The organism is Pantoea sp. X-Soil-ISGK-285, from assembly GCF_059730815.1.
In genome coordinates, this window is sequence record NZ_AP035938.1 from 3,202,603 (window position 1) to 3,222,962 (window position 20,360).

Annotated in this window: 15 protein-coding genes and 4 tRNA genes; 2 read left to right on the top strand and 17 right to left on the bottom strand. The window is 55.1% G+C overall.

Features of this window, described 5'->3' with window-relative positions; all coding sequences use genetic code 11:
- Positions 1-511: 511 nt before the first annotated feature.
- The 10 genes from AC6I8B_RS15120 to tam form a co-directional block, all read right to left on the bottom strand.
- A tRNA-Arg gene (locus AC6I8B_RS15120) sits at positions 512-588 on the bottom strand.
- A 222-nt stretch (positions 589-810) separates the two neighbouring features.
- Positions 811-887 (bottom strand) — tRNA-Arg (locus AC6I8B_RS15125).
- Positions 888-1,096: 209 nt separating this feature from the next.
- Positions 1,097-1,173 (bottom strand) — tRNA-Arg (locus AC6I8B_RS15130).
- A gap of 8 nt (positions 1,174-1,181) precedes the next feature.
- Positions 1,182-1,274, bottom strand: a tRNA-Ser gene (locus AC6I8B_RS15135).
- A gap of 283 nt (positions 1,275-1,557) precedes the next feature.
- Positions 1,558-1,743 carry a carbon storage regulator CsrA gene (csrA, locus tag AC6I8B_RS15140; protein WP_008927091.1) on the bottom strand — a complete coding sequence of 62 codons (186 nt, stop codon included), beginning with the start codon at positions 1,741-1,743 and terminating at the stop codon, positions 1,558-1,560.
- A 250-nt stretch (positions 1,744-1,993) separates the two neighbouring features.
- Positions 1,994-4,621 carry an alanine--tRNA ligase gene (alaS, locus tag AC6I8B_RS15145; RefSeq protein WP_010672120.1) on the bottom strand — a complete coding sequence of 876 codons (2,628 nt, stop codon included), beginning with the start codon at positions 4,619-4,621 and terminating at the stop codon, positions 1,994-1,996.
- A gap of 133 nt (positions 4,622-4,754) precedes the next feature.
- Positions 4,755-5,273 carry a regulatory protein RecX gene (locus tag AC6I8B_RS15150; protein ID WP_010248508.1) on the bottom strand — a complete coding sequence of 173 codons (519 nt, stop codon included), beginning with the start codon at positions 5,271-5,273 and terminating at the stop codon, positions 4,755-4,757.
- 122 nt (positions 5,274-5,395) lie between these two features.
- Positions 5,396-6,463 (bottom strand): recombinase RecA, encoded by a 1,068-nt coding sequence (gene recA, locus AC6I8B_RS15155; RefSeq protein ID WP_010248510.1) that lies wholly within the window; start codon positions 6,461-6,463, stop codon positions 5,396-5,398.
- A 95-nt stretch (positions 6,464-6,558) separates the two neighbouring features.
- Complete coding sequence (gene pncC, locus AC6I8B_RS15160) at positions 6,559-7,053, bottom strand: nicotinamide-nucleotide amidase (protein WP_010672121.1); 495 nt, start codon at positions 7,051-7,053, stop codon at positions 6,559-6,561.
- A 105-nt stretch (positions 7,054-7,158) separates the two neighbouring features.
- Positions 7,159-7,935, bottom strand: coding sequence for a trans-aconitate 2-methyltransferase (tam, locus tag AC6I8B_RS15165; RefSeq protein ID WP_157353810.1), 777 nt, complete (start codon positions 7,933-7,935; stop codon positions 7,159-7,161).
- A 167-nt stretch (positions 7,936-8,102) separates the two neighbouring features.
- Here tam and AC6I8B_RS15170 point away from each other — a divergent pair, with 167 nt between their 5' ends.
- Positions 8,103-8,990, top strand: a complete 888-nt coding sequence (locus tag AC6I8B_RS15170) for a dihydrodipicolinate synthase family protein (RefSeq protein WP_060680816.1) — start codon at positions 8,103-8,105, stop codon at positions 8,988-8,990.
- A gap of 34 nt (positions 8,991-9,024) precedes the next feature.
- On the opposite strand, the gene AC6I8B_RS15175 is transcribed toward AC6I8B_RS15170, so the two are convergent.
- From AC6I8B_RS15175 to AC6I8B_RS15205, 7 genes are all read right to left on the bottom strand, one after another.
- Complete coding sequence (locus AC6I8B_RS15175) at positions 9,025-9,360, bottom strand: zinc ribbon domain-containing protein YjdM (protein WP_033770017.1); 336 nt, start codon at positions 9,358-9,360, stop codon at positions 9,025-9,027.
- A gap of 80 nt (positions 9,361-9,440) precedes the next feature.
- Positions 9,441-10,523, bottom strand: coding sequence for a lytic murein transglycosylase B (mltB, locus tag AC6I8B_RS15180; RefSeq protein WP_031594452.1), 1,083 nt, complete (start codon positions 10,521-10,523; stop codon positions 9,441-9,443).
- Positions 10,524-10,672: 149 nt separating this feature from the next.
- A complete protein-coding gene (narI, locus tag AC6I8B_RS15185) occupies positions 10,673-11,350 on the bottom strand; it encodes a respiratory nitrate reductase subunit gamma (RefSeq protein WP_010248521.1) in 678 nt (225 codons plus the stop codon).
- Positions 11,347-12,075, bottom strand: coding sequence for a nitrate reductase molybdenum cofactor assembly chaperone (narJ, locus tag AC6I8B_RS15190; protein WP_157353609.1), 729 nt, complete (start codon positions 12,073-12,075; stop codon positions 11,347-11,349). Before narJ ends, narI begins: the two co-directional genes overlap by 4 nt.
- Positions 12,072-13,616 carry a nitrate reductase subunit beta gene (narH, locus tag AC6I8B_RS15195; protein ID WP_010248525.1) on the bottom strand — a complete coding sequence of 515 codons (1,545 nt, stop codon included), beginning with the start codon at positions 13,614-13,616 and terminating at the stop codon, positions 12,072-12,074. Before narH ends, narJ begins: the two co-directional genes overlap by 4 nt.
- The gene (locus AC6I8B_RS15200) at positions 13,613-17,374 is read right to left on the bottom strand and encodes a nitrate reductase subunit alpha (protein WP_010248527.1); all 3,762 of its coding nucleotides are present in this window, start codon (positions 17,372-17,374) and stop codon (positions 13,613-13,615) included. The genes narH and AC6I8B_RS15200 overlap by 4 nt, the downstream gene beginning before the upstream one ends.
- Before the next feature lie 101 nt (positions 17,375-17,475).
- Positions 17,476-18,867, bottom strand: a complete 1,392-nt coding sequence (locus tag AC6I8B_RS15205; RefSeq protein ID WP_010248529.1) for a NarK family nitrate/nitrite MFS transporter — start codon at positions 18,865-18,867, stop codon at positions 17,476-17,478.
- 361 nt (positions 18,868-19,228) lie between these two features.
- Between AC6I8B_RS15205 and narL the strand changes: the two genes are divergently transcribed.
- On the top strand, positions 19,229-19,831 hold the full coding sequence (gene narL, locus AC6I8B_RS15210; protein WP_050442355.1) for a two-component system response regulator NarL: 603 nt from the start codon (positions 19,229-19,231) through the stop codon (positions 19,829-19,831).
- The last annotated feature ends 529 nt before the right edge of the window (positions 19,832-20,360 follow it).

The following is a 20,360-nucleotide window of genomic DNA, read 5'->3' on the forward strand; positions in this document are numbered from 1 at the left end:
TTGAAAGCATTAACAATTTTTGTTTTCAGATAAAGGTGATCGTGCGCGACCAGCGATAAACGTACGAAATTCCAGCGTTTTTTTAACATTCTTCTGGCAGACAAGCGGCTTCGGACGGGCATGGGCAGCAAAACAGAAGGCGTTGATGCGGGAAACAGGCGTTTCGGATCGCTTAAGTCAGGATGATGAATCAATGGGGCAGATTAAACAGGAAAAGAGTGCGTGTGAAGCCAGAGGGAAACTGCAGAGGTTTTTCAGGATACTCACTCAGCGTTTGCTGTACGGACGGTTACGGAAGTAACGCTATCGTGTTTAGTGAGGTCTTAGCGATCATCTCGCCATGATACTTTGAGGGATTTTGAGGCTAAAGAAGAAGATGGTGCATCCAGGAGGATGACTCAGCTTGCGCTTCGCCCTGCGGGCCGTTGCAGATGCAACGTTATCCCTCTTCGTGCGGCCGGAACGCTTATTGCGTCATGTCACACTGAGGAACTGCCAACATTCGAGAAGATGGTGCATCCAGGAGGATTCGAACCTCCGACCGCTCGGTTCGTAGCCGAGTACTCTATCCAGCTGAGCTATGGATGCATTGGGGTCTATCTTTTGGGGTCTATCTTTTGAGGTACAACTTTTTATGGACTTACAGAAACCAACCTGAGGATGTTACAAAGAATGGTGCATCCAGGAGGATGACTCAGCTTGCGCTTCGCCCTATGGGCCGTTGCTGATGCAACGTTATCCTCCTTAGTGCGGCCTGAACGATAATCACGTCATGACACACTGAGGCACTGTCCATATTCGGGAAGAATATGGTGCATCCAGGAGGATTCGAACCTCCGACCGCTCGGTTCGTAGCCGAGTACTCTATCCAGCTGAGCTATGGATGCATAAAACAAATTCTTGTACAACGCAGGGTGCTAACTACTCACCATGAAAGGAATTGCTAATTCGCTTTGTTTCGATGGTGCATCCAGGAGGATTACTCAGCTTGCGCTTCGCCCTGCGGGCCGTTGCTGATGCAACGTTATCCTCCTTAGTGCGGCCTGTACGCTAATGCGTCATGTCACACCGAGGCACTTCTCCATATTCGAAAATATGGTGCATCCAGGAGGATTCGAACCTCCGACCGCTCGGTTCGTAGCCGAGTACTCTATCCAGCTGAGCTATGGATGCATCGAAAATGGCGGTGAGGGAGGGATTCGAACCCTCGATACAGCTTTTGACCGTATACTCCCTTAGCAGGGGAGCGCCTTCAGCCTCTCGGCCACCTCACCTTACGCTTTCTTTCGAACTGTGCGTCTGAACGTTGTTTCTGCTCATCGGCACTGCGTGGCGCACATATTACTTTCCCGGACTTTTAAGTCAAACAATTTTTCCGAAACTTTGTTTGATTGAGCAAATCACACACAATTGGGACAAAATGGCGACAAAAAGAGTGAATTATCAACAATGAAAGATGATGGCGTTAACAAAACAGAGGAGGAACAGGTAGAAAGAAAAGGCAGGATTTTTACAGAAAGCGGTAGCGCCTCGCACAGGTGCGAGACGCTGAATCCGTTAAACGCTGGTTTGTTGCGTTTTTTCAGCCTGGATGCGTTGATAGATCTCTTCGCGATGCACAGACACTTCTTTCGGCGCGTTAACACCGATACGAACCTGGTTACCCTTAACACCCAGCACCGTTACAGTTACCTCATCACCGATCATGAGGGTTTCACCAACTCGACGAGTTAGAATAAGCATTCTTTGCTCCTTGAAAGATTAAAAGAGTCGGGCTTGTACAGGCTCCCGGCATTATCCATCATTTAACGCTGCACAATGTGTATGAGAAATACACCAATGCACATCGATGCGCCAATACATTCTGCTGATAGTTAGTTTAGCCGAAATACACTACATCAACCTGACTTTGTCACTTGCTGCTTTAGCATCGTATTAAAAAGCGCCGGAACAACCGTTCTGACGCTTTTTACGATGCCTTGTTTTAATTCACTTACAGACGGCTGCTGACCCAGTCCTCAACCCCTGCTAATGCGCCTTTCAGAGCACCCGCATCGTTACCACCAGCTTGTGCCATATCAGGACGGCCACCGCCCTTCCCGCCAACCTGCTGAGCCAGACCGGCAATCAACTCACCCGCTTTAACACGGTCAGTCAGATCTTTGGTCACACCCGCAATCAGCGACACCTTACCTTCAGTAACCGTTGCCAGCACAATAATCGCCGAACCCAGCTGATTCTTAAGATCATCAACCATGGTACGCAACATTTTAGGTTCAACATTGTTGAGCTCACTGACCAGCAGTTTCACTCCCTTAATGTCGATAGCATTGCTGCTCAGTGAAGCGCTCTCCTGCGCGGCTTGCTGATCGCGCAGTTGCTGCAACTCTTTCTCCAGAGCCCGTACATGATCGACCAGACCACGTACTTTCTCATTCAGGTTGCTGCTGTTCGCTTTTACCAGCTGCGCAAGATCCTGCAGCTGGCTGCTCTGCGCATTGACCTGCGCCAGCGCGCCTTCACCCGTAATCGCTTCGATACGACGAATACCGGCTGCAGTACCTGACTCCGCCTGAATACGGAACAGCCCGATGTCACCCGTGCGCGCAGCATGGGTACCACCACACAGCTCAACAGAGAAATCACCCATGGTCAGAACACGCACGCGCTGATCATATTTCTCGCCAAACAGTGCCATTGCCCCTTTAGACTTCGCCGCATCCAGATCCATCACTTCGGTTTCAACCGGCAGGTTGCGACGAATTTGCGCATTGACGATATCTTCGACCTGACGAATCTCCTGAGGTTTCATCGCTTCGAAATGCGAGAAATCGAAACGCAGGTACTTGTCGTTAACCAGCGAGCCTTTCTGCGCCACATGCTCACCTAAAACCTGACGCAAGGCGGCATGCAGTAAGTGAGTAGCAGAGTGGTTAAGACGGATGCGCGCACGGCGTGCTGCATCAACCTGCGCCTCAAGGCGATCACCGATACGCAACTGCCCTGCGGTCAGCTTACCGACATGACCGATTGCCTGACCATATTTTTGTGTATCCTGGACGCTAAATTCAGCATTCTTCCCTTTCAGCAGACCGGTATCGCCTACCTGGCCACCCGATTCGCCATAGAATGGCGTTTCATCCAGCACGACCACGGCATCCTGACCCGCGGTCACTTCATCAACCGCCTCGCCTGCAACATAGAGCGCTTTCACCGTGGCAGCTAAATCGAGCTGGTCGTAGCCTTTGAAGGATGAGGCGGCATCAATACGAATAACGTTGCTGTAGTCAGCGCCGAAGCCACTCGCTTCACGTGCGCGCTGACGCTGCTGCTCCATCGCCCGCTCAAAGCCGGCTTCGTCGATCTTCAGATTGCGTTCGCGACAGACGTCAGCCGTTAAATCAGCCGGGAAACCAAAGGTATCGTAGAGACGGAAGACGATTTCGCCATCCAGCGTGTCGCCCTGCAGTTTTTCCAGCTCTTCGTCCAGCAGCGCCAGTCCGCGCTCCAGGGTTCTGGCAAACTGATCTTCTTCGCTTTTCAGCACCTGCTCAACCTGAGCCTGCTGGCGCTGTAACTCTTCGCCTGCGGCACCCATGACCTCAACCAGTGGCGCAACCAGCTTATAAAAGAAGGCCTCTTTAGCGCCCAGCATGTTGCCATGACGCACGGCACGACGAATGATACGACGCAGCACGTAGCCACGGTTCTCATTAGACGGGATGACGCCATCGGCAATCAGGAAAGCACAGGAGCGAATGTGGTCGGCAATGACACGCAGCGATTTGTTACTGAGGTCAGTGGCACCGGTAACCTGCGCCACGGCCTGAATCAGTTTCTGGAACAGGTCGATTTCATAGTTGGAGTTGACGTGTTGCAGAACGGCAGAAATACGCTCAAGGCCCATTCCGGTATCAACCGACGGTTTTGGCAGCGGCAGCATGGTGCCATCAGCCTGACGGTTGAACTGCATAAAGACGATGTTCCAGATCTCAATGTAACGGTCACCATCTTCTTCCGGGCTGCCCGGCGGGCCACCCCAGATGTGATCGCCATGATCGTAGAAAATCTCGCTGCACGGACCACAAGGACCGGTATCGCCCATCTGCCAGAAGTTATCTGACGCATACGCGCTGCCCTTGTTGTCGCCAATGCGAATAATGCGTTCACGTGGCACACCGATTTCGTTCGCCCAGATATCAAAGGCTTCATCGTCGGTTTCATAGATCGTCACCCACAGACGCTCTTTTGGCAGGCTGAACCACTGCTCGCTCGTCAGCAGTTCCCAGGCAAAACCAATCGCCTCTCTCTTGAAGTAGTCACCAAAGCTGAAGTTACCCAGCATTTCAAAGAAGGTGTGGTGACGTGCGGTGTAACCGACGTTTTCAAGATCGTTGTGTTTACCGCCTGCGCGTACACAGCGCTGTGATGTGGTCGCACGTGTGTAGTCACGTTTGTCCTGACCGAGGAACACATCTTTAAACTGGTTCATCCCGGCGTTAGTAAACAACAACGTTGGATCGTTATTCGGTACGAGGGAGCTGCTGGTTACAACCTCATGTCCCTTGCTATGAAAAAAGTCGAGAAACGCTTGACGGATCTCAGCAGTGCTCTTGCTCATATATATCCTGGAATCACGCTAACGAACGTTCCCTCTGATCGGCGCGACCACATTCTGGTGGTGCCTGATAAGCGGAACAAAAAGTGGGAATAAGATAAATTTTCTTCAGTGGGAAGTAAAATTACATCGGCTTTTAGTCATCAAAATTTCTGAAAATGGACTGGATATCTTCGCTCATAAAACCCTTTGACTGCAGATAGCGTAGTACTTTCGCTTTCTCTTTCCACTCTGTGGGCAGCGGGTGTCCGAATTTTCGTTCAGCCAGCTGAGCCGCGCACGCCGCCCAGTCTACCTCTGTCTCTTCCATTGCAAGATCAATGGCTTCACGGTCGATGCCTTTCTGGCCCAGTTCAAGGCGCACGCGCTGCGATCCAAAGCCTTTACGGCTCCGGCTCTGAATAAATCGTTCGGTGAAACGCTCGTCGTTTAACCAGCCGCTTTCCTGACACCAGTTAAGAACCTGTTCCAGCAACGCTTCGGTAACAATTTCGGGCTCTTTTTTCTGCGCCCACGCAGCACGCTGCGCTGATTGTTGCAGTTTACGCGCTAACTCTGCACGGCTGTGATCGCGCTGACCCAGAATACGCATCGCACGGTCAAGCAGACGAGAGTAAGAGACGACATTAGGTTGGGGCTGAGAGGGTTCAGTCATACTGCGCACCTTGTACAAACAGAGGGAGATTATGGCGACAGAACAGGACAGAGGGAAGGCAAGAAAGGCAATAGAGGGGGATAAAACTACGGGAGAGGCTTTCGCCCCTCCCGCATCAGAGATTAGAAGTCTTCGTTCGCTTCAGCCGCGTCTTCTTTCTCAGCAGCCTTGTCGGCTGCTGCGAGTTTTTCATCCGCGCCGTTGAGCAACATCTCACGTAACTTCAGATCAATCTCGTTTGCCACAGCAGCATTCTCTTTCAGGAAGTTGCCTGCATTCGATTTACCCTGACCAATCTTGTCGCCATTGTAGCTATACCATGCACCCGCTTTTTCAATCAGCTTGTGCTTCACGCCCAGGTCGACCAGCTCACCAAAGGTATTGATACCTTCGCCGTACATGATCTGGAACTCAGCCTGTTTGAATGGCGCGGCGATTTTGTTTTTCACCACTTTAACGCGGGTCTCACTGCCGACCACGTTATCGCCCTCTTTGATTGCACCGATACGGCGGATATCAAGACGGACAGAGGCGTAGAACTTCAGCGCGTTACCACCAGTGGTGGTTTCCGGGTTACCAAACATCACACCAATTTTCATACGGATCTGGTTGATGAAAATCAGCAGGGTATTGGACTGCTTCAGGTTACCGGCCAGTTTACGCATCGCCTGGCTCATCATACGTGCCGCGAGGCCCATGTGTGAGTCACCGATTTCACCTTCGATTTCCGCTTTAGGCGTCAGCGCCGCGACGGAGTCGACGATGATCACGTCAACGGCACCAGAGCGCGCCAGCGCATCACAGATTTCCAGCGCCTGCTCACCAGTGTCTGGCTGAGAGCAGAGCAGGTTATCAATGTCTACGCCGAGTTTCTTGGCGTAAACCGGATCAAGCGCATGCTCGGCATCGATAAAGGCACAGGTTTTACCTTTACGCTGTGCAGATGCGATAACCTGCAAAGTCAGCGTGGTTTTACCTGAAGACTCAGGTCCGTAGATCTCAACGATACGGCCCATTGGCAGACCGCCTGCGCCTAATGCGATATCCAGCGACAGCGAGCCGGTAGAGATAGTTTCCACATCCATTGAGCGGTCTTCACCCAAGCGCATGATGGAGCCTTTACCAAATTGCTTCTCAATCTGGCCAAGCGCGGCAGCTAAAGCCTTCTGTTTGTTTTCATCAATCGCCATTTCAACTCCTAATCAAGCCGGGTAAACACGCACTCAGGGTGCCTGTACTCTTTCTGTTGCCGACAATTATACTGTATAGTCATACAGTATCAAGTTTAATTTGTCAGAAATTCGCCATACAGTTTCTGCAGGGCCCATGCCACCGACTGGCGGCGTACGGCATCACGATCGCCGCTAAAATGCTGCTGAAAAGTCAATACGTTATCCTGTGGCCCGGCAAAGCCAAACCACACCGTGCCCACCGGTTTTTCTTCACTGCCGCCATCCGGACCGGCAATACCGCTGACGGAGATCGCGTAGTCAGCATGGGCCGCCCTGCGGGCACCCAGCGCCATCTCCCGCACCACCACATCACTTACCGCACCATACTGCAACAGCGAAGCAGCCTGAACACTGACCATCTGCTGTTTGGCCTGGTTACTGTAGGTCACAAAACCCCGCTCGAACCAGGCGGAGCTGCCGCTGATATCGGTAAAGACTTTGGCAATCCATCCCCCCGTGCAGGATTCCGCACAGGTTACGGTGGCATTGCGCTGCTTCAGCTTCTCACCTATCTGCGCACTAAGCGCCTGCAATTGCTGATCATCCATTGCGACTCTCCCTTTGGCTGTGGGTTGAAGGTGGTGCAGAAAAACCGCTTTTTCAAGGTCACTCACCATTATTACGCTGTTTTTGCGGCCAGCTTTCCACTGCGCTTACCGGTTTTTCACCGCAACCATAAAAAGACGCGGGAAGGCGAGCAACACCTGACCATCGGCCTGAGCCGGATAAGCCGCGAGCAAACGCTGATGATAATCGGTCAGAAACGCCGTCTGTTCGGTCTCATCCAGCGTTGCCAGGAAAGGCCGTAAACCGGTCGCCTGCAGCCAGCTGATAATCGCCTGCGCATCGGCCATCACGTGATAATAGGTGGTACGCCAGATATCCACCTCACAGCCGGCCTGCGTCAGCAGATCGTAATACTCGCCCGTGGAAAGCAGCTGTGTACGTTCAGCGGCATCGGCATTGATGCGTGAACGCCAGCGATCCGTTGCCGCCACCTCGCGCATCAGCCGGTGCGACGGCTCATTGAGGTTATCAGGCATCTGGATCGCCAGCACGCCACCGGGCGCCAGCTGGCTGACCAGATGGGGAAACAGCGTTGCGTGATTATTCAGCCATTGCAGAGACGCGTTGGCGTAGACCACCTGCTGCGGCACATCGGCCTGCCAGTTGCGGATGTCCGCCTGGATAAAACGACAGTGCGGCAGGCGTTCAGCGGCCTGAGTTAACATCGTGGCGGAACTGTCCAGCCCGGTAATCTGCGCCAGTGGCCAGGCATCAGCGAGCAGCTCGGTGCTGTTACCGGGCCCGCATCCCAGATCGGTCACCTGCTCAACCTGTTCCAGGCTGAGGCGCGCCAGAAGTTCGCGGGCTGGACGGGTTCGTTCTGCTTCAAACTTACGGTACAGCACAGGATCCCACTCTTTCATCATGACCTCTCGCTCAGTTATCAGATGCATCCGCTTACTGAGACGGATGAAAGAGGAAAAAGTGCGACCCGTTGCTCATTTTTGAATCATGCGCTGGCAGAGACCGGCCGGAGTCATTAAGTTAAAACACTGTTTCATTTTTTTAACATCCGATTCAGGAGTCATTTATGAGTGAAAAATCGCCCTTTGCCGGTGTCTGGTGCCCTTCAGTCACCCCGTTCAATGCGCAGGGTGCGGTCGATATTGATGCGCTCGGGCGACATTTCTCCCGCCTCAATGACTCCGGTATCGATACCTTACTGGTGATGGGCAGTATTGGCGAGTTCGCCTCACTGACGCAGCAGGAACGCTTACAACTGATTCAGGAAACCAGACCCTTGTCATCGCTGAAGATGGTCGCGAACGTCTCGGCAACCTGCATTCCTGACATGCTGGAGCTGGCTGAAGCCGCCTGGAAAAATGACTTTGACGCGGTGATGGTGCTGCCGCCCTACTATTATGGCCAGACGCAAAACCAGCTGATGCACTACTTCGAAGCACTGGACGCGCAGCTCGGTGGTAAATGGTTTGCCTACAACTTTCCGGCACGCACCGGCTGCGACCTGACGCCCGCGCTGATTGCTGCCCTGGCGGCAAAGCTGCCCAACTTCGCCGGCATTAAAGATACGGTGGATTGCCTGTCGCATAACCGGATGATGATTGAAGAGACCCGCAAGGTGCGTAGCGATTTCGCCGTACTGTCGGGGTATGACGAGTACCTGCTCCCGAACCTGCTGGCGGGCGGTGCCGGCGTAATTTCAGGACTGAATAATATTGTGCCGGAGTACTTTGCGCAGATGATGACGGCATGGCGAAGTGGCAATCTGCCGGAGCTGACGCGCCTGCAGCAGCAGATCGGCCGTCTGATGGCGATTTACAGTATCGGAGATGATTTCGTAACGACAATTAAAACGGCCGTGGCACGGCGCTATGACTCGATGAGCAGCGGCTCACGAAACTACGGTGGCACGCTGAATGCGGAGCAGTGTGCCGCAATTGATAAGCTGTTCAGCTAAGCAGGAAAGCGGGCGCATCTCTGCGCCCCCGATCTCAGTTCTTTTTCACAAACTCAGATTTTAATTTCATCGGGCCAAAACCGTCGATTTTACAATCGATGTTGTGGTCCCCTTCAACCAGACGAATGCTTTTCACTTTAGTGCCGATCTTCAGCGATGAAGAACTGCCCTTCACCTTGAGATCTTTGATCACCGTGACGCTGTCGCCATCTGCCAGCAGATTGCCGTTGGCATCACGCACTTCCAGTGATGCGTTGCTGCTGTCACCTTCTCCCTCGGTCCAGATGTGACCGCAGGAGGGGCAGTTAAGGTTATCGCCATCTTGCCAGGTGTAATCGGCGTGACAAGCCGGGCAGGCAGGTAAAGACATAATGACTCCAGAAATATCAGTGGCTGTGTGGCCTGAAAAAGGGCGTCATCATATAACCTTACAGTTAACAAGGATAGCCTTTATAACAGGCCGCCCTGGCGCGCCTTGCTCACCGCCTCACCCAGCTGCCACACCGCCATCGCATAATGGGTACTGTGGTTGTAGCGGGTAATGACATAGAAATTGGGTAAGCCGTACCAGTACTGGTAGCTGGTGCCCAAATCCAGGCGTAGCAGACTGACCTGATCGTTACCGTCCAGCGAGCCCTGTGGTGACAATCCTGACGCCGCCAGCATGCTCACGCTGTAACGGGTTTTGAAGCCATCTTCCAGCATCGGTGCCTGACCGCTGGCCGGTACCGCCACGTTTTCGCCGCTACGCCAGCCATGCTTCTGAAAATAGTGCGCCACGCTGCCGATAGCATCCTCCGGATCCCACAGGTTTGCATGACCGTCGCCGTTGAAATCAACCGCATAATCATTGTAAGAGGAGGGCATAAACTGACCATAGCCCATCGCCCCGGCAAAGGAGCCTTTCAGCGCCAGCGGGTCATCCTGCTCTTTGCGCGACATCAACAGAAAGGTTTCCAGCTCGCTGCTGAAGTACTCTGCGCGGCGCGGATAGTTAAAGGATAAGGTCGCAAGCGCATCCAGAATCCGCGTTTTCCCCATCACGCGACCCCAGCGGGTTTCCACGCCAATGATGCCCACAATAATTTCTGGCGGCACGCCATAAACCTGCTGTGCGCGTTGCAGGGCATCCTGATACTGATTCCAGAACGCCACCCCATTTTGCACGTTATCGGGCGTAATGAACTTGTTGCGATAGCGGATCCAGGCGCCATTAGGTCCTGGCGCTGGCGTATAGCTTGGTGCCTGACGGTCCATTAGTCGCAGCACATAATCCAGTCGTTTGGCCTGACCGATGATGTTGTGCAGTTGCTGACGGTCAAAGTCATGCTTCTCCACCATCTTATCGATAAATTGCTCTGCTGCCGGGTTACCGGCAAAGTCGCCAAACATCGCCTGTCCGCTGTGCGACGGCTGCAGTAAAAAACCGCCCTGTGGCGCAGCCAGCATCTTCTGCTGGGACGGGACTTCAGGTTTGCTGCTGCAGGAGGCCAGAAGCGGGATGAACGCAAGGAAGGCTAACTTGAGGCGCATCGGTTATCCATAAACGAGGGGTAATTTCAGATGCGGTAATAGTAGACGTTCAGCGCAATGACATACAGGGCAAAATCTTAAAAAAACGTCAAGGCAGCCGTGGGCTAAAATGGCTGCGGGGCTCTCTCTGCCCCGCAACCATCATGCACTTAGCGGCGGTTTCTCACCAGCTGATAACGACGGGTCAGATACTCAACCGGCGCGCTCCAGATATGCACCAGCCGGCAGAACGGGAACAGCAGGAACAGCGTCATTCCCAGCACCATGTGCACGCGGTAGATAAACGCCACGCCGTCGAGATGCTGCGAAGCGCCACCGTGGAAGGTCACCACCGCCTGCGCCCAGCCCACCAGCTTCATCATTTCACTGCCGTCCATATGCTGGGCGGAGAAGGGAATGGTCAGCAGGCCCAGCGTCGCCTGAGCCACCAGCAGGGTCATGATCAGAATATCACCGACGCTACTGGTCGCCCGCACCCGTGGATTGGTCAGACGGCGCTTCAGCAACAGTCCACCGCCCAGCAGTGTCATCGCCCCGAACAGGCCACCGGCAATCATCGCCAGTTTCTGCTTCACGTCGATCGGCAGGAAGGATTCATACATCCAGTGCGGCGTCAGCATCCCGACGATATGACCGAAGAAAATACCGATGATGCCGATGTGAAACAGGTTGGAGGCGAGACGCATCCCTTTTTTGTCCAGCATCTGACTGGAACCGGCACGCCAGCTGTACTGCCCGTAGTCATAGCGCAGCCAGCTTCCCACCAGGAAGACCGTTCCGGCGAGATAAGGGTAAATATCGAAGAAGAAAGTGTTAATAAAATTCATGCTGATTCTCCTGTGGTACGCGCCGTCGCCGCGGCGATGTCCAGATACTGCGGCGCGACCGCATCGGCGAAGCGACGCTGATGCATCGCCTGCTGCGCCGAGGCGCAGCCCTGTTCGCCGAGAAATTTAATCTGCTCCTCTTCCCAGACAGCATCCAGTGCTGCCGGCGTATCGTCGCGCGCTTCCTGCGCCACCTGTGGCTTGAGGGCCGCAGGATCAACTGCGCTACCGGATAGCGTCAGTAATACTGTGAAGAGATCGGCGTAGGGGCTCTGACGCTCTTCAAGCCGCGCCGCCAGCAAGGCCAGGATAGGCACGATGTCGTCCAGTCCCTGACGCGCGGCCTCATCGCTTTTACAGGCGAGATACTCCAGGTAGAGCGGCAGGAAATCGGGCAGCTCTTTGCTGTTCAGCTCCAGACCATCGGTACGATACTGTTCCAGCAGATCAACCATCGCCTGACCGCGATCGCGTGACTCACCGTGCACGTGTTCAAACAGCAGCAGCGAGGTGGCGCGGCCACGATCAAACAGTTCGCAGTAGTCAGCCTGTACGTCGAGCAGTGGCCGGGCACAGAGCTGATTGATAAACCGCACCAGCCGTGCGCTCTGCTGCAGGTTGAGTTCAGTGGCGTCATCCAGCGCCGCGATCAGGTCGGAAGAGTGGGTAAACAGCGCCTCGTCCGGGTAGTCCAGCAGCCGCGAAAGAATCCGTAACGTCATCATGAGGCATCCTCCGGACGAATGGTTTTCTTACTGACGTCGATGGCATCAATACGGCGGCTGTTGAACAGGTTGAATTTGCTGTCGCTGCCGTGACAGCCATCGCCAAAGCTAAAGCCGCAGCCTTTGCTTTCCGGGAAGGCTTCACGCGCCAGTTCGCGATGGCTGGAGGGCACCACAAAGCGATCTTCATAGTTCGCGATCGCCAGATAGCGGTACATCTCCTGCGCCTGCGCTTCGGTCAGGCCGACCTGCTCCAGCGCCCGGATATCATGCTCACCGTCCACGCTTTCTGCGCGTTTGTAATGACGCATTGCCAGCATCCGCTTCAGTGCCAGCAGCACCGGTGCGGTGTCGCCTGCGGTCAGCAGGTTCGCCAGATACTCAACCGGAATGCGCAGGCTTTCCACATCCGGCAGCACGCCGGTGTGCGCCAGCGCCCCGCCATCCACCGCCGACTGAATCGGTGACAGTGGTGGCACATACCAGACCATCGGCAGCGTGCGGTATTCAGGGTGAAGTGGCAGCGCCAGCTTCCACTCCATCGCCATTTTATAGACCGGTGAACGCTGTGCTGCATCAATCACGCTCTGCGCAACGCCATCTTTCAGCGCCTGCGCAATCACCGCCGGATCGTTGGGATCAAGGAAGATATCCAGCTGGCTCTGATAGAGATCTTTCTCGTTTTCCGCTGCGGCCGCCTGTTCAATGCGGTCAGCATCATAGAGCAACACGCCGAGATAGCGGATACGGCCGACACAGGTTTCTGAACAGACGGTGGGCTGGCCCGCTTCAATGCGCGGATAACAGAAAATGCATTTTTCTGATTTGCCGCTTTTCCAGTTGAAGTAGATCTTCTTGTACGGACAGCCGGTGAGGCACATCCGCCAGCCGCGACATTTATCCTGGTCGATCAGCACGATGCCATCTTCGCCACGTTTGTAGATCGCGCCGCTTGGGCAGGTCGCCACACACGCCGGGTTGAGGCAGTGCTCACACAGGCGCGGCAGGTACATCATGAAGGTGTGCTCAAACTGACCGTAAATCTCCTTCTGGATGTTATCGAAGTTCTTATCCTGCGAACGTTTGGCAAACTCGCCGCCGAGGATCTCTTCCCAGTTCGGGCCGTTTTCGATCTTTTTCATCCGCTGACCGGTGATCAGCGAGCGCGGACGCGCAATCGGCTGATGCTTACCGGCGGGCGCATTGTGCAGATGCTGATAATCAAAATCGAACGGTTCGTAGTAATCATCCAGCGCGGGCACATCCGGGTTGGCGAAGATCTTCGACAGCAGGCCGATGCGACTCCCCATGCGCGGCTCCAGCTTACCGTTGATCTTACGGATCCAGCCACCCTTCCACTTCTGCTGATCTTCCCAGGCGTGCGGATAGCCGACACCAGGCTTGCTCTCGACGTTGTTAAACCAGGCGTACTCCATGCCCTCGCGGCTGGTCCAGACGTTTTTACAGGTCACCGAGCAGGTGTGGCAGCCGATACATTTGTCGAGGTTCAGCACCATGCCGACCTGTGAACGAATTTTCATGGTTTTACCTCCTGCTGGCTGCCCTGGCAGGCATCGTTGCCTTCCCCATCTAACCAGTTAACGTTGTTCATTTTTCTCACTACCACGAACTCATCGCGGTTAGAGCCGACGGTGCCGTAGTAGTTAAAGCCCCAGGAGAGCTGCGCATAACCGCCGATCATATGGGTCGGTTTCGGGCAGGTCCGCGTCACCGAGTTATGGATCCCGCCGCGCTGGCTGGTGATCTCCGAGCCAGGGATATTCACGATACGTTCCTGCGCGTGGTACATCATGGTCATACCCGCCGGGATGCGCTGGCTCACTACTGCACGTGCGGTCAGCGCACCGTTGGCGTTGAACGCCTCGATCCAGTCGTTATCCACAATACCCAGCTCACGGGCGTCATCTTCACTCATCCAGACAATCGGTCCGCCGCGCGACAGTGTCAGCATCAGCAGGTTGTCGCTGTAGGTGGAGTGAATGCCCCACTTCTGGTGTGGCGTCAGGAAGTTCAGCGCCTTCTCCGGGTTACCGTTGGGTTTGCTGTTCAGCAACGGCTTCGCCGCGCGGGTATCGATTGGCGGACGATAGACCATCAGGCTCTCGCCAAAGGCGCGCATCCACTCATGATCCTGATAGAGCTGCTGACGGCCGCTCAGGGTTCGCCACGGGATCAGCTCATGAACGTTGGTGTAGCAGGCGTTGTAAGAGACATGTTCATCTTCCAGCCCTGACCAGGTCGGGCTGGAGATAATTTTGCGCGGCTGCGCCTGGATATCGCGGAAGCGAATCTTTTCATCTTCTTTATTGAGCGCCAGGTGGGTGTGGTCACGACCGGTAATCACGCCCAGTGCCTGCCAGGCTTTCACCGCCACCTGACCATTGGTTTCCGGTGCCAGCGCCAGGATCACTTCTGCCGCATCGATCGCCGTGTCGATATTCGGCCGCCCCGCTGCCGGGCCATCCGCTTTGACGTAGTTCAGCTGCTTGAGGAAATCGACCTCTTTGCTGGTGTTCCAGCTGATACCTTTGCCGCCGTTACCCAGGGTCTCCAGCAACGGTCCCAGCGAGGTAAAGCGCTCCCAGGTCGCCGGATAGTCGCGCTCCACCACCATAATGTGTGGCGCGGTTTTACCCGGAATCAGATCGCATTCGCCTTTTTTCCAGTCTTTCGCCTCAAAAGGCTGCGCCAGTTCCGCGGGCGAGTCATGCAACACCGGCAGAGTAACGACGTCCGTTTCAACGCCTAAATGACCCGGGCAGAGATCGGAGAAGGCTTTGGCGATGCCTTTGTAGATCTCCCAGTCACTTTTTGAGTCCCAGGCAGGATCGACGGCCGCCGAAAGCGGATGAATAAACGGATGCATATCCGAGGTATTCATATCGTCTTTTTCATACCAGGTCGCCGTTGGCAGCACGACATCGGAGTAGAGACAGGTGCTCGACATGCGGAAGTCGAGTGTGACCACCAGATCCAGTTTGCCTTCGGCACCCTGATCCAGCCACTCCACCTCTTCCGGCTTCACGCGGCCCTGCTGGCCTAAATCTTTACCCTGAATGCCGTTTTCCGTGCCCAGCAGATACTTCAGCATGTACTCATGCCCTTTACCGGATGAGCCGAGCAGATTGGAGCGCCAGACAAACAGATTACGCGGGAAGTTCTGCGGATCGTCCGGCTGTTCAGCGGCAAACCGCATGGTGCCCTGCTTCAGGCTTTCCACGGTGTAATCCAGCGGCGACTGACCGGCGGCTTTCGCCTGCGCCGCGATGTGCAGCGGGTTGACGTTAAGCTGCGGCGCTGAAGGCAGCCAGCCCATACGTTCGGAACGGACGTTAAGGTCGATCAGGCTGCCGCTGTAACGACTTTTATCCGCCAGCGGGGAGAGCAGTTCGCTGGTGGCCAGGGTTTCATAGCGCCACTGACTGGAGTGGTTGTAGAAGAAGGAGGTGCTGTTCATCTGGCGTGGCGGACGCTGCCAGTCCAGGCCAAAGGCCAGCGGGGTCCAGCCGGTCTGCGGACGGAGTTTCTCCTGGCCGACATAGTGCGCCCAGCCACCGCCGCTCTGACCGACGCAGCCGCAGAAAATCAGCATGTTCATCAGGCCACGATAGTTCATGTCCATGTGATACCAGTGGTTCATACCGGCACCGACAATGATCATCGAACGACCGCGGGTTTTCTCGGCGTTTTCGGCAAATTCACGGGCAATGCGAATGATGTTCTGACGGGAGACACCCGTAATCTGCTCCGCCCAGGCCGGGCTGTACGCTTTGATGTCGTCGTAGGTTTGCGCGCAGTTAGCATCATCCAGACCGCGATCCAGACCATAATTCGCCAGGGTCAGATCGTAGACGCTGGTGACCAGCGCTTCACTGCCATCCGCCAGTTGCAGGCGTTTCACCGGCAGCTTATGCAGCAGGATTTCGTCCAGCGCAACGCTGTTGAAATGCTCGCTGGTAATGCCACCGAAGTAAGGGAAACCGACCTCGACCACCTCATCGTGGCTGCCGAGCAGGCTGAGCTGCAGTTCAACTTCCTGATGTGACGCCCCATCACGCTGCTCGAGGTTCCATTTGCCTTTTTCGCCCCAGCGGAAGCCGATAGATCCCTGCGGCGCGGTCAGTTCCCCGGTCGCCTCGTTGATCGCGACGGTTTTCCACTCAGGGTTATTCTCCTGACCGAGCCCATCCACCAGATCGCTGGCGCGCAGCTGACGGCCGGCGGCGTAAAAACCGCCCTCACGGGGTTCCAGCAGCACCAGCATCGGCATATCGGTGTAACGGCGCACGTAGTCGCGGAAATAGCCAACTTCGCGATCAAGATGAAACTCTTTCAGCATCACGTGGCCCATCGCCAGCGCCATCGCGCTGTCGGTGCCCTGCTTCGGACTCAGCCACTGGTCACACAGCTTCGCGACCTCAGCATAGTCCGGCGTGATCGCCACGGTTTTCGTCCCTTTATAGCGGACTTCCGTAAAGAAGTGCGCATCCGGGGTACGGGTCTGCGGCACGTTAGAGCCCCAGGCAATAATGTAGGAGGAGTTGTACCAGTCAGCCGATTCCGGCACGTCGGTCTGCTCGCCCCAGGTCATCGGTGAGGCCGGCGGCAGATCGCAGTACCAGTCGTAGAAGCTCAGACAGGTTCCGCCAATCAGTGACAGGTAACGTGCGCCCGCAGCGTAAGAGACCATCGACATCGCCGGAATCGGTGAGAATCCCATAATGCGGTCAGGGCCGTAGGTCTTCGCGGTGCAGATGTTCGCGGCGGCGATCATCTCGTTGACTTCCTGCCAGCTGGAGCGGACAAAGCCGCCGCGTCCACGCGCCTGTTTGTAGCTTCTGGCCTTTTCAGGATTACTGATGATGGATGCCCAGGCGTCCACCGGGTCGCTGTGCTGCGCTTTCGCGTCGCGCCAGAGCTGAATCAGCTTCTTGCGCATCAACGGATATTTCAGGCGGTTAGCGCTGTAGAGATACCACGAGTAGCTGGCACCGCGTGGGCAGCCACGCGGCTCATGGTTTGGCAGATCGGGACGGGTACGGGGATAGTCAGTCTGCTGGGTCTCCCAGGTGACCAGTCCATTTTTGACGTAGATTTTCCAGCTGCATGAGCCGGTACAGTTAACGCCGTGCGTGGAGCGCACGATTTTATCGTGCTGCCAGCGACTGCGATAGCCATCTTCCCAGTCGCGGTTGCTGTTTAACGTCTGGCCATGCTGGCCGGAAAAGGGTTCGGCCAGCTGTTTGAAATAGCGAAACCGATCTAGAAACTTGCTCATCCGGAATACTCCTGAAGGCTTAATGTGACATTGCTGACTCTGCATCTGTCCCGACACAGAAAGTGAAATTGTGCCGGTGCGCCACACCGGCTTTGTCGTTATCAGGCGCGTGCTTTTCGGCCGTAAACCAGCCAGGTCACCGCGATGCAGCAGAGATAAAAGACCAGGAAGATTTTCATCGCGCCGGCGGGTGAACCGGTCATGGCGAGCGACAGGCCAAAAGTCTGCGGAATAAAGAAACCGCCCAGCGCGCCAATGGCGGAGATAAAGCCGAGCGCAGCAGAGGTTTCTGTTGCCGCTTCACGCTGTGCCAGCGCATCGTCGCCGCCCTCAGCTTTGATACGTTCCAGCGTCAGCTTACGGAAGATCACCGCAATCATCTGATAGGTGGAGCCGCTGCCCAGACCGGAGGTCAGAAACAGGCCCATAAACACGGCGAAGAAGGCAACGAACGAGCCATCATGTCCGGCACCCGGCAGGGTGAGGAACAGCAGCGCAGCGAACAGCGCCATCAGCACGTAGTTGACAAGCGTGACGCGGGTACCGCCGAAGCGGTCAGAAATGATGCCGCCTGCTGAACGGGCCAGCGCGCCAATAAAGGGGCCGAAAAAGGCGTAATGCATGATCACGACATCAGGAAATTGCGTCTTCGTCAGCATGGCAAAACCGGCAGAGAAACCGATAAATGAGCCAAAGGTGGCCAGATAGAGCAGCGCCATAACCCACAGGTGGGGACGTTTCAGCACCGGCAACTGCTCACGCAGCGAGGATTTCGCCGCCGCCAGGTCGTTCATGCCGAACCAGGCCGCCAGCGTGCCGATCGCCAGGAACGGCACCCAGATCCAGGCGGCATTTTCCAGCCAGATGCTGTCGCCGGTGACGGTGGTCTGACCCACATCGGCAAAACCAAAAATGGCACAGGAGATCGCCAGCGGGGCGACAAACTGCATTACGCTGACGCCAAGGTTACCGAGGCCGCCGTTGATGCCCAGCGCGCCGCCCTGACGGGCTTTGGGAAAGAAGAAGCTGATATTGCCCATGCTCGACGCGAAGTTAGCGCCACCAAAACCGCACAGCAGGGAAATCACCATAAAAGTGGTGAATGAGGTCTGGCTGTCCTGTACGGCAAAGCCGAGCCACAGGCAGGGAATGATCAGGATGCCGGTGCTGAAGGCGGTCCAGCGACGTCCTCCAAAGATGGGAATAACAAAAGAGTAAGGCACACGCAGCAACGCGCCAGAAACCGACGGCAGTGCGGTCAGTAAAAAGAGCTGCTCAGTGCTGAAGGTAAAGCCAACTTTATTCAGGTTAACCGCAACGGTGCTGAACAGCATCCAGACGCAGAAGCCCAGCAGCAGACAGAAGACAGAAATCCACAGGTTACGGCTGGCGATACGTTTACCACGCGCCTGCCAGAACGCATCGTTTTCCGGTTGCCAGTCCTGAATTAACGCGCCGCGCGTCGGGGTTTGCAAAGAGGTGGATTGGGTCATAAATCTCTCATCAGCAGAATAATAATTGTGCGTATCCTGCGCATCCGCCGTGGTGTCGGGCTTGATACAAATCAACGGCAATGCAGGTTACAGAGGTGCAGCGCCCTCTCTTCACCCTGGTTAAGTAGTTGACTGAATTCAGATAACCCTTATAAATCATAGGGTTTAAACACGGCCGCCCATGCCTTCTGTAAAAGGGTGTCCGACTGGAAATAAAGGAGTAGTCCATTGGGGGTATATAGCGACCCCGCTTCACCGGTAAGATAGGCTCTCCGCCCGCTCAGGGCTGGCGTATGTGACAGGAACAGGAGCCATTGTGACGGCAGAGAAATTTACGCTTTTATTGATCGACGACCATCCCATGCTGCGCAATGGCCTGAAGCAGCTGATTGCGCTGGATGAAAGACTGCAGGTGGTTGCCGAAGCGGGTAATGGCATTGATGGCCTGGCGCTGGCACAGCAGCATGATCCCGACCTGATCCTGCTTGATCTTAATATGCCAGGTCTGAACGGACTGGATACCCTGACCCAGCTGCGTGAGATAGCCCTTTCTGGCCGGGTAGTGGTGTTCAGCGTTTCAGATAATGAAGAGGATGTGGTCAGCGCGTTGAAGCGCGGCGCTGATGGTTATCTGCTGAAAGATATGGAACCGGAAGCCTTACTGAAAGCGCTGCATCAGGCTGCTGCCGGTCAGATCGTGCTGAGCGAGGCGTTAACCCCGATTCTGGTCGCCCGGTTGCGTGAAGCGCAGCCTGCTCAGACGCGCGACATCAATCAGCTGACCCGGCGCGAACGCGATATTCTGCAACTGATCAGCGACGGGATGACCAATAAAGCGATTGCCCGCAAGCTGGCCATCAGTGAAAGCACGGTCAAGGTTCACGTTAAATATCTGCTGAAAAAGATGAACCTTAAATCCCGACTTGAAGCCGCCGTCTGGGCGCTGCAGAACGGGCTGCACTGACCTTTCCCCCTTCCCGATGCGGCGCAGTGCCCTCCTGCCGGCCATAAACTGCCGCAGAAATCGCGAGCCGCCTCGCAGCCCCGCATCAGCGTCATGAGAACAGGCACTTTTTTGTCGCCAGCCGCCGCCACATTTGCCAGGATGCCTGTCAGGTTACACCCGGTCAGGATCGCGGCTGTGCATCACGCTGGCATATGCCCTGCCCTATTCGTTATCATCTGATTATCCTGCGCGCCTGGAATCCCTTTCGGTTTCATGGGCGTTGACCGCCAGAAATTTACCGCATTAAAAATGAGCTAAAACCTTATGCAAGAGCCAACCGAAAAGGACTTTCCTTCCCACACGCCGATGATGCAGCAGTACTTATAAACATCTATTAATATTCTGTTTTATAAGTAAAAATTATAAAATTTTCTTTTTTAGGCTACATATAAAATACTTTTTAAGAAAAATTTTTACGGCAAAACTTAAAAGTTCCGTTTAACTCCCAGCACAAAGAGATAATCCAGCTTTCCACTCTTTAGCACCC

What these genes read in the sequence shown, in the direction of transcription:
- pncC (WP_010672121.1), bottom strand. Translation starts at nt 7,053, where the DNA reads ATGGATGATCAGCAATTGCAGGCGCTTAGTGCGCAGATAGGTGAGAAG.
- AC6I8B_RS15175 (WP_033770017.1), bottom strand. Translation starts at nt 9,360, where the DNA reads ATGTCTTTACCTGCCTGCCCGGCTTGTCACGCCGATTACACCTGGCAA.
- AC6I8B_RS15200 (WP_010248527.1), bottom strand. Translation starts at nt 17,374, where the DNA reads ATGAGCAAGTTTCTAGATCGGTTTCGCTATTTCAAACAGCTGGCCGAA.
- AC6I8B_RS15205 (WP_010248529.1), bottom strand. Translation starts at nt 18,867, where the DNA reads ATGACCCAATCCACCTCTTTGCAAACCCCGACGCGCGGCGCGTTAATT.
- alaS (WP_010672120.1), bottom strand. Translation starts at nt 4,621, where the DNA reads ATGAGCAAGAGCACTGCTGAGATCCGTCAAGCGTTTCTCGACTTTTTT.
- tam (WP_157353810.1), bottom strand. Translation starts at nt 7,935, where the DNA reads ATGAAAGAGTGGGATCCTGTGCTGTACCGTAAGTTTGAAGCAGAACGA.
- narJ (WP_157353609.1), bottom strand. Translation starts at nt 12,075, where the DNA reads ATGATGACGTTACGGATTCTTTCGCGGCTGCTGGACTACCCGGACGAG.
- mltB (WP_031594452.1), bottom strand. Translation starts at nt 10,523, where the DNA reads ATGCGCCTCAAGTTAGCCTTCCTTGCGTTCATCCCGCTTCTGGCCTCC.
- narL (WP_050442355.1), top strand. Translation starts at nt 19,229, where the DNA reads ATGCTGCGCAATGGCCTGAAGCAGCTGATTGCGCTGGATGAAAGACTG.
- narI (WP_010248521.1), bottom strand. Translation starts at nt 11,350, where the DNA reads ATGAATTTTATTAACACTTTCTTCTTCGATATTTACCCTTATCTCGCC.
- csrA (WP_008927091.1), bottom strand. Translation starts at nt 1,743, where the DNA reads ATGCTTATTCTAACTCGTCGAGTTGGTGAAACCCTCATGATCGGTGAT.
- AC6I8B_RS15150 (WP_010248508.1), bottom strand. Translation starts at nt 5,273, where the DNA reads ATGACTGAACCCTCTCAGCCCCAACCTAATGTCGTCTCTTACTCTCGT.
- recA (WP_010248510.1), bottom strand. Translation starts at nt 6,463, where the DNA reads ATGGCGATTGATGAAAACAAACAGAAGGCTTTAGCTGCCGCGCTTGGC.
- AC6I8B_RS15170 (WP_060680816.1), top strand. Translation starts at nt 8,103, where the DNA reads ATGAGTGAAAAATCGCCCTTTGCCGGTGTCTGGTGCCCTTCAGTCACC.
- narH (WP_010248525.1), bottom strand. Translation starts at nt 13,616, where the DNA reads ATGAAAATTCGTTCACAGGTCGGCATGGTGCTGAACCTCGACAAATGT.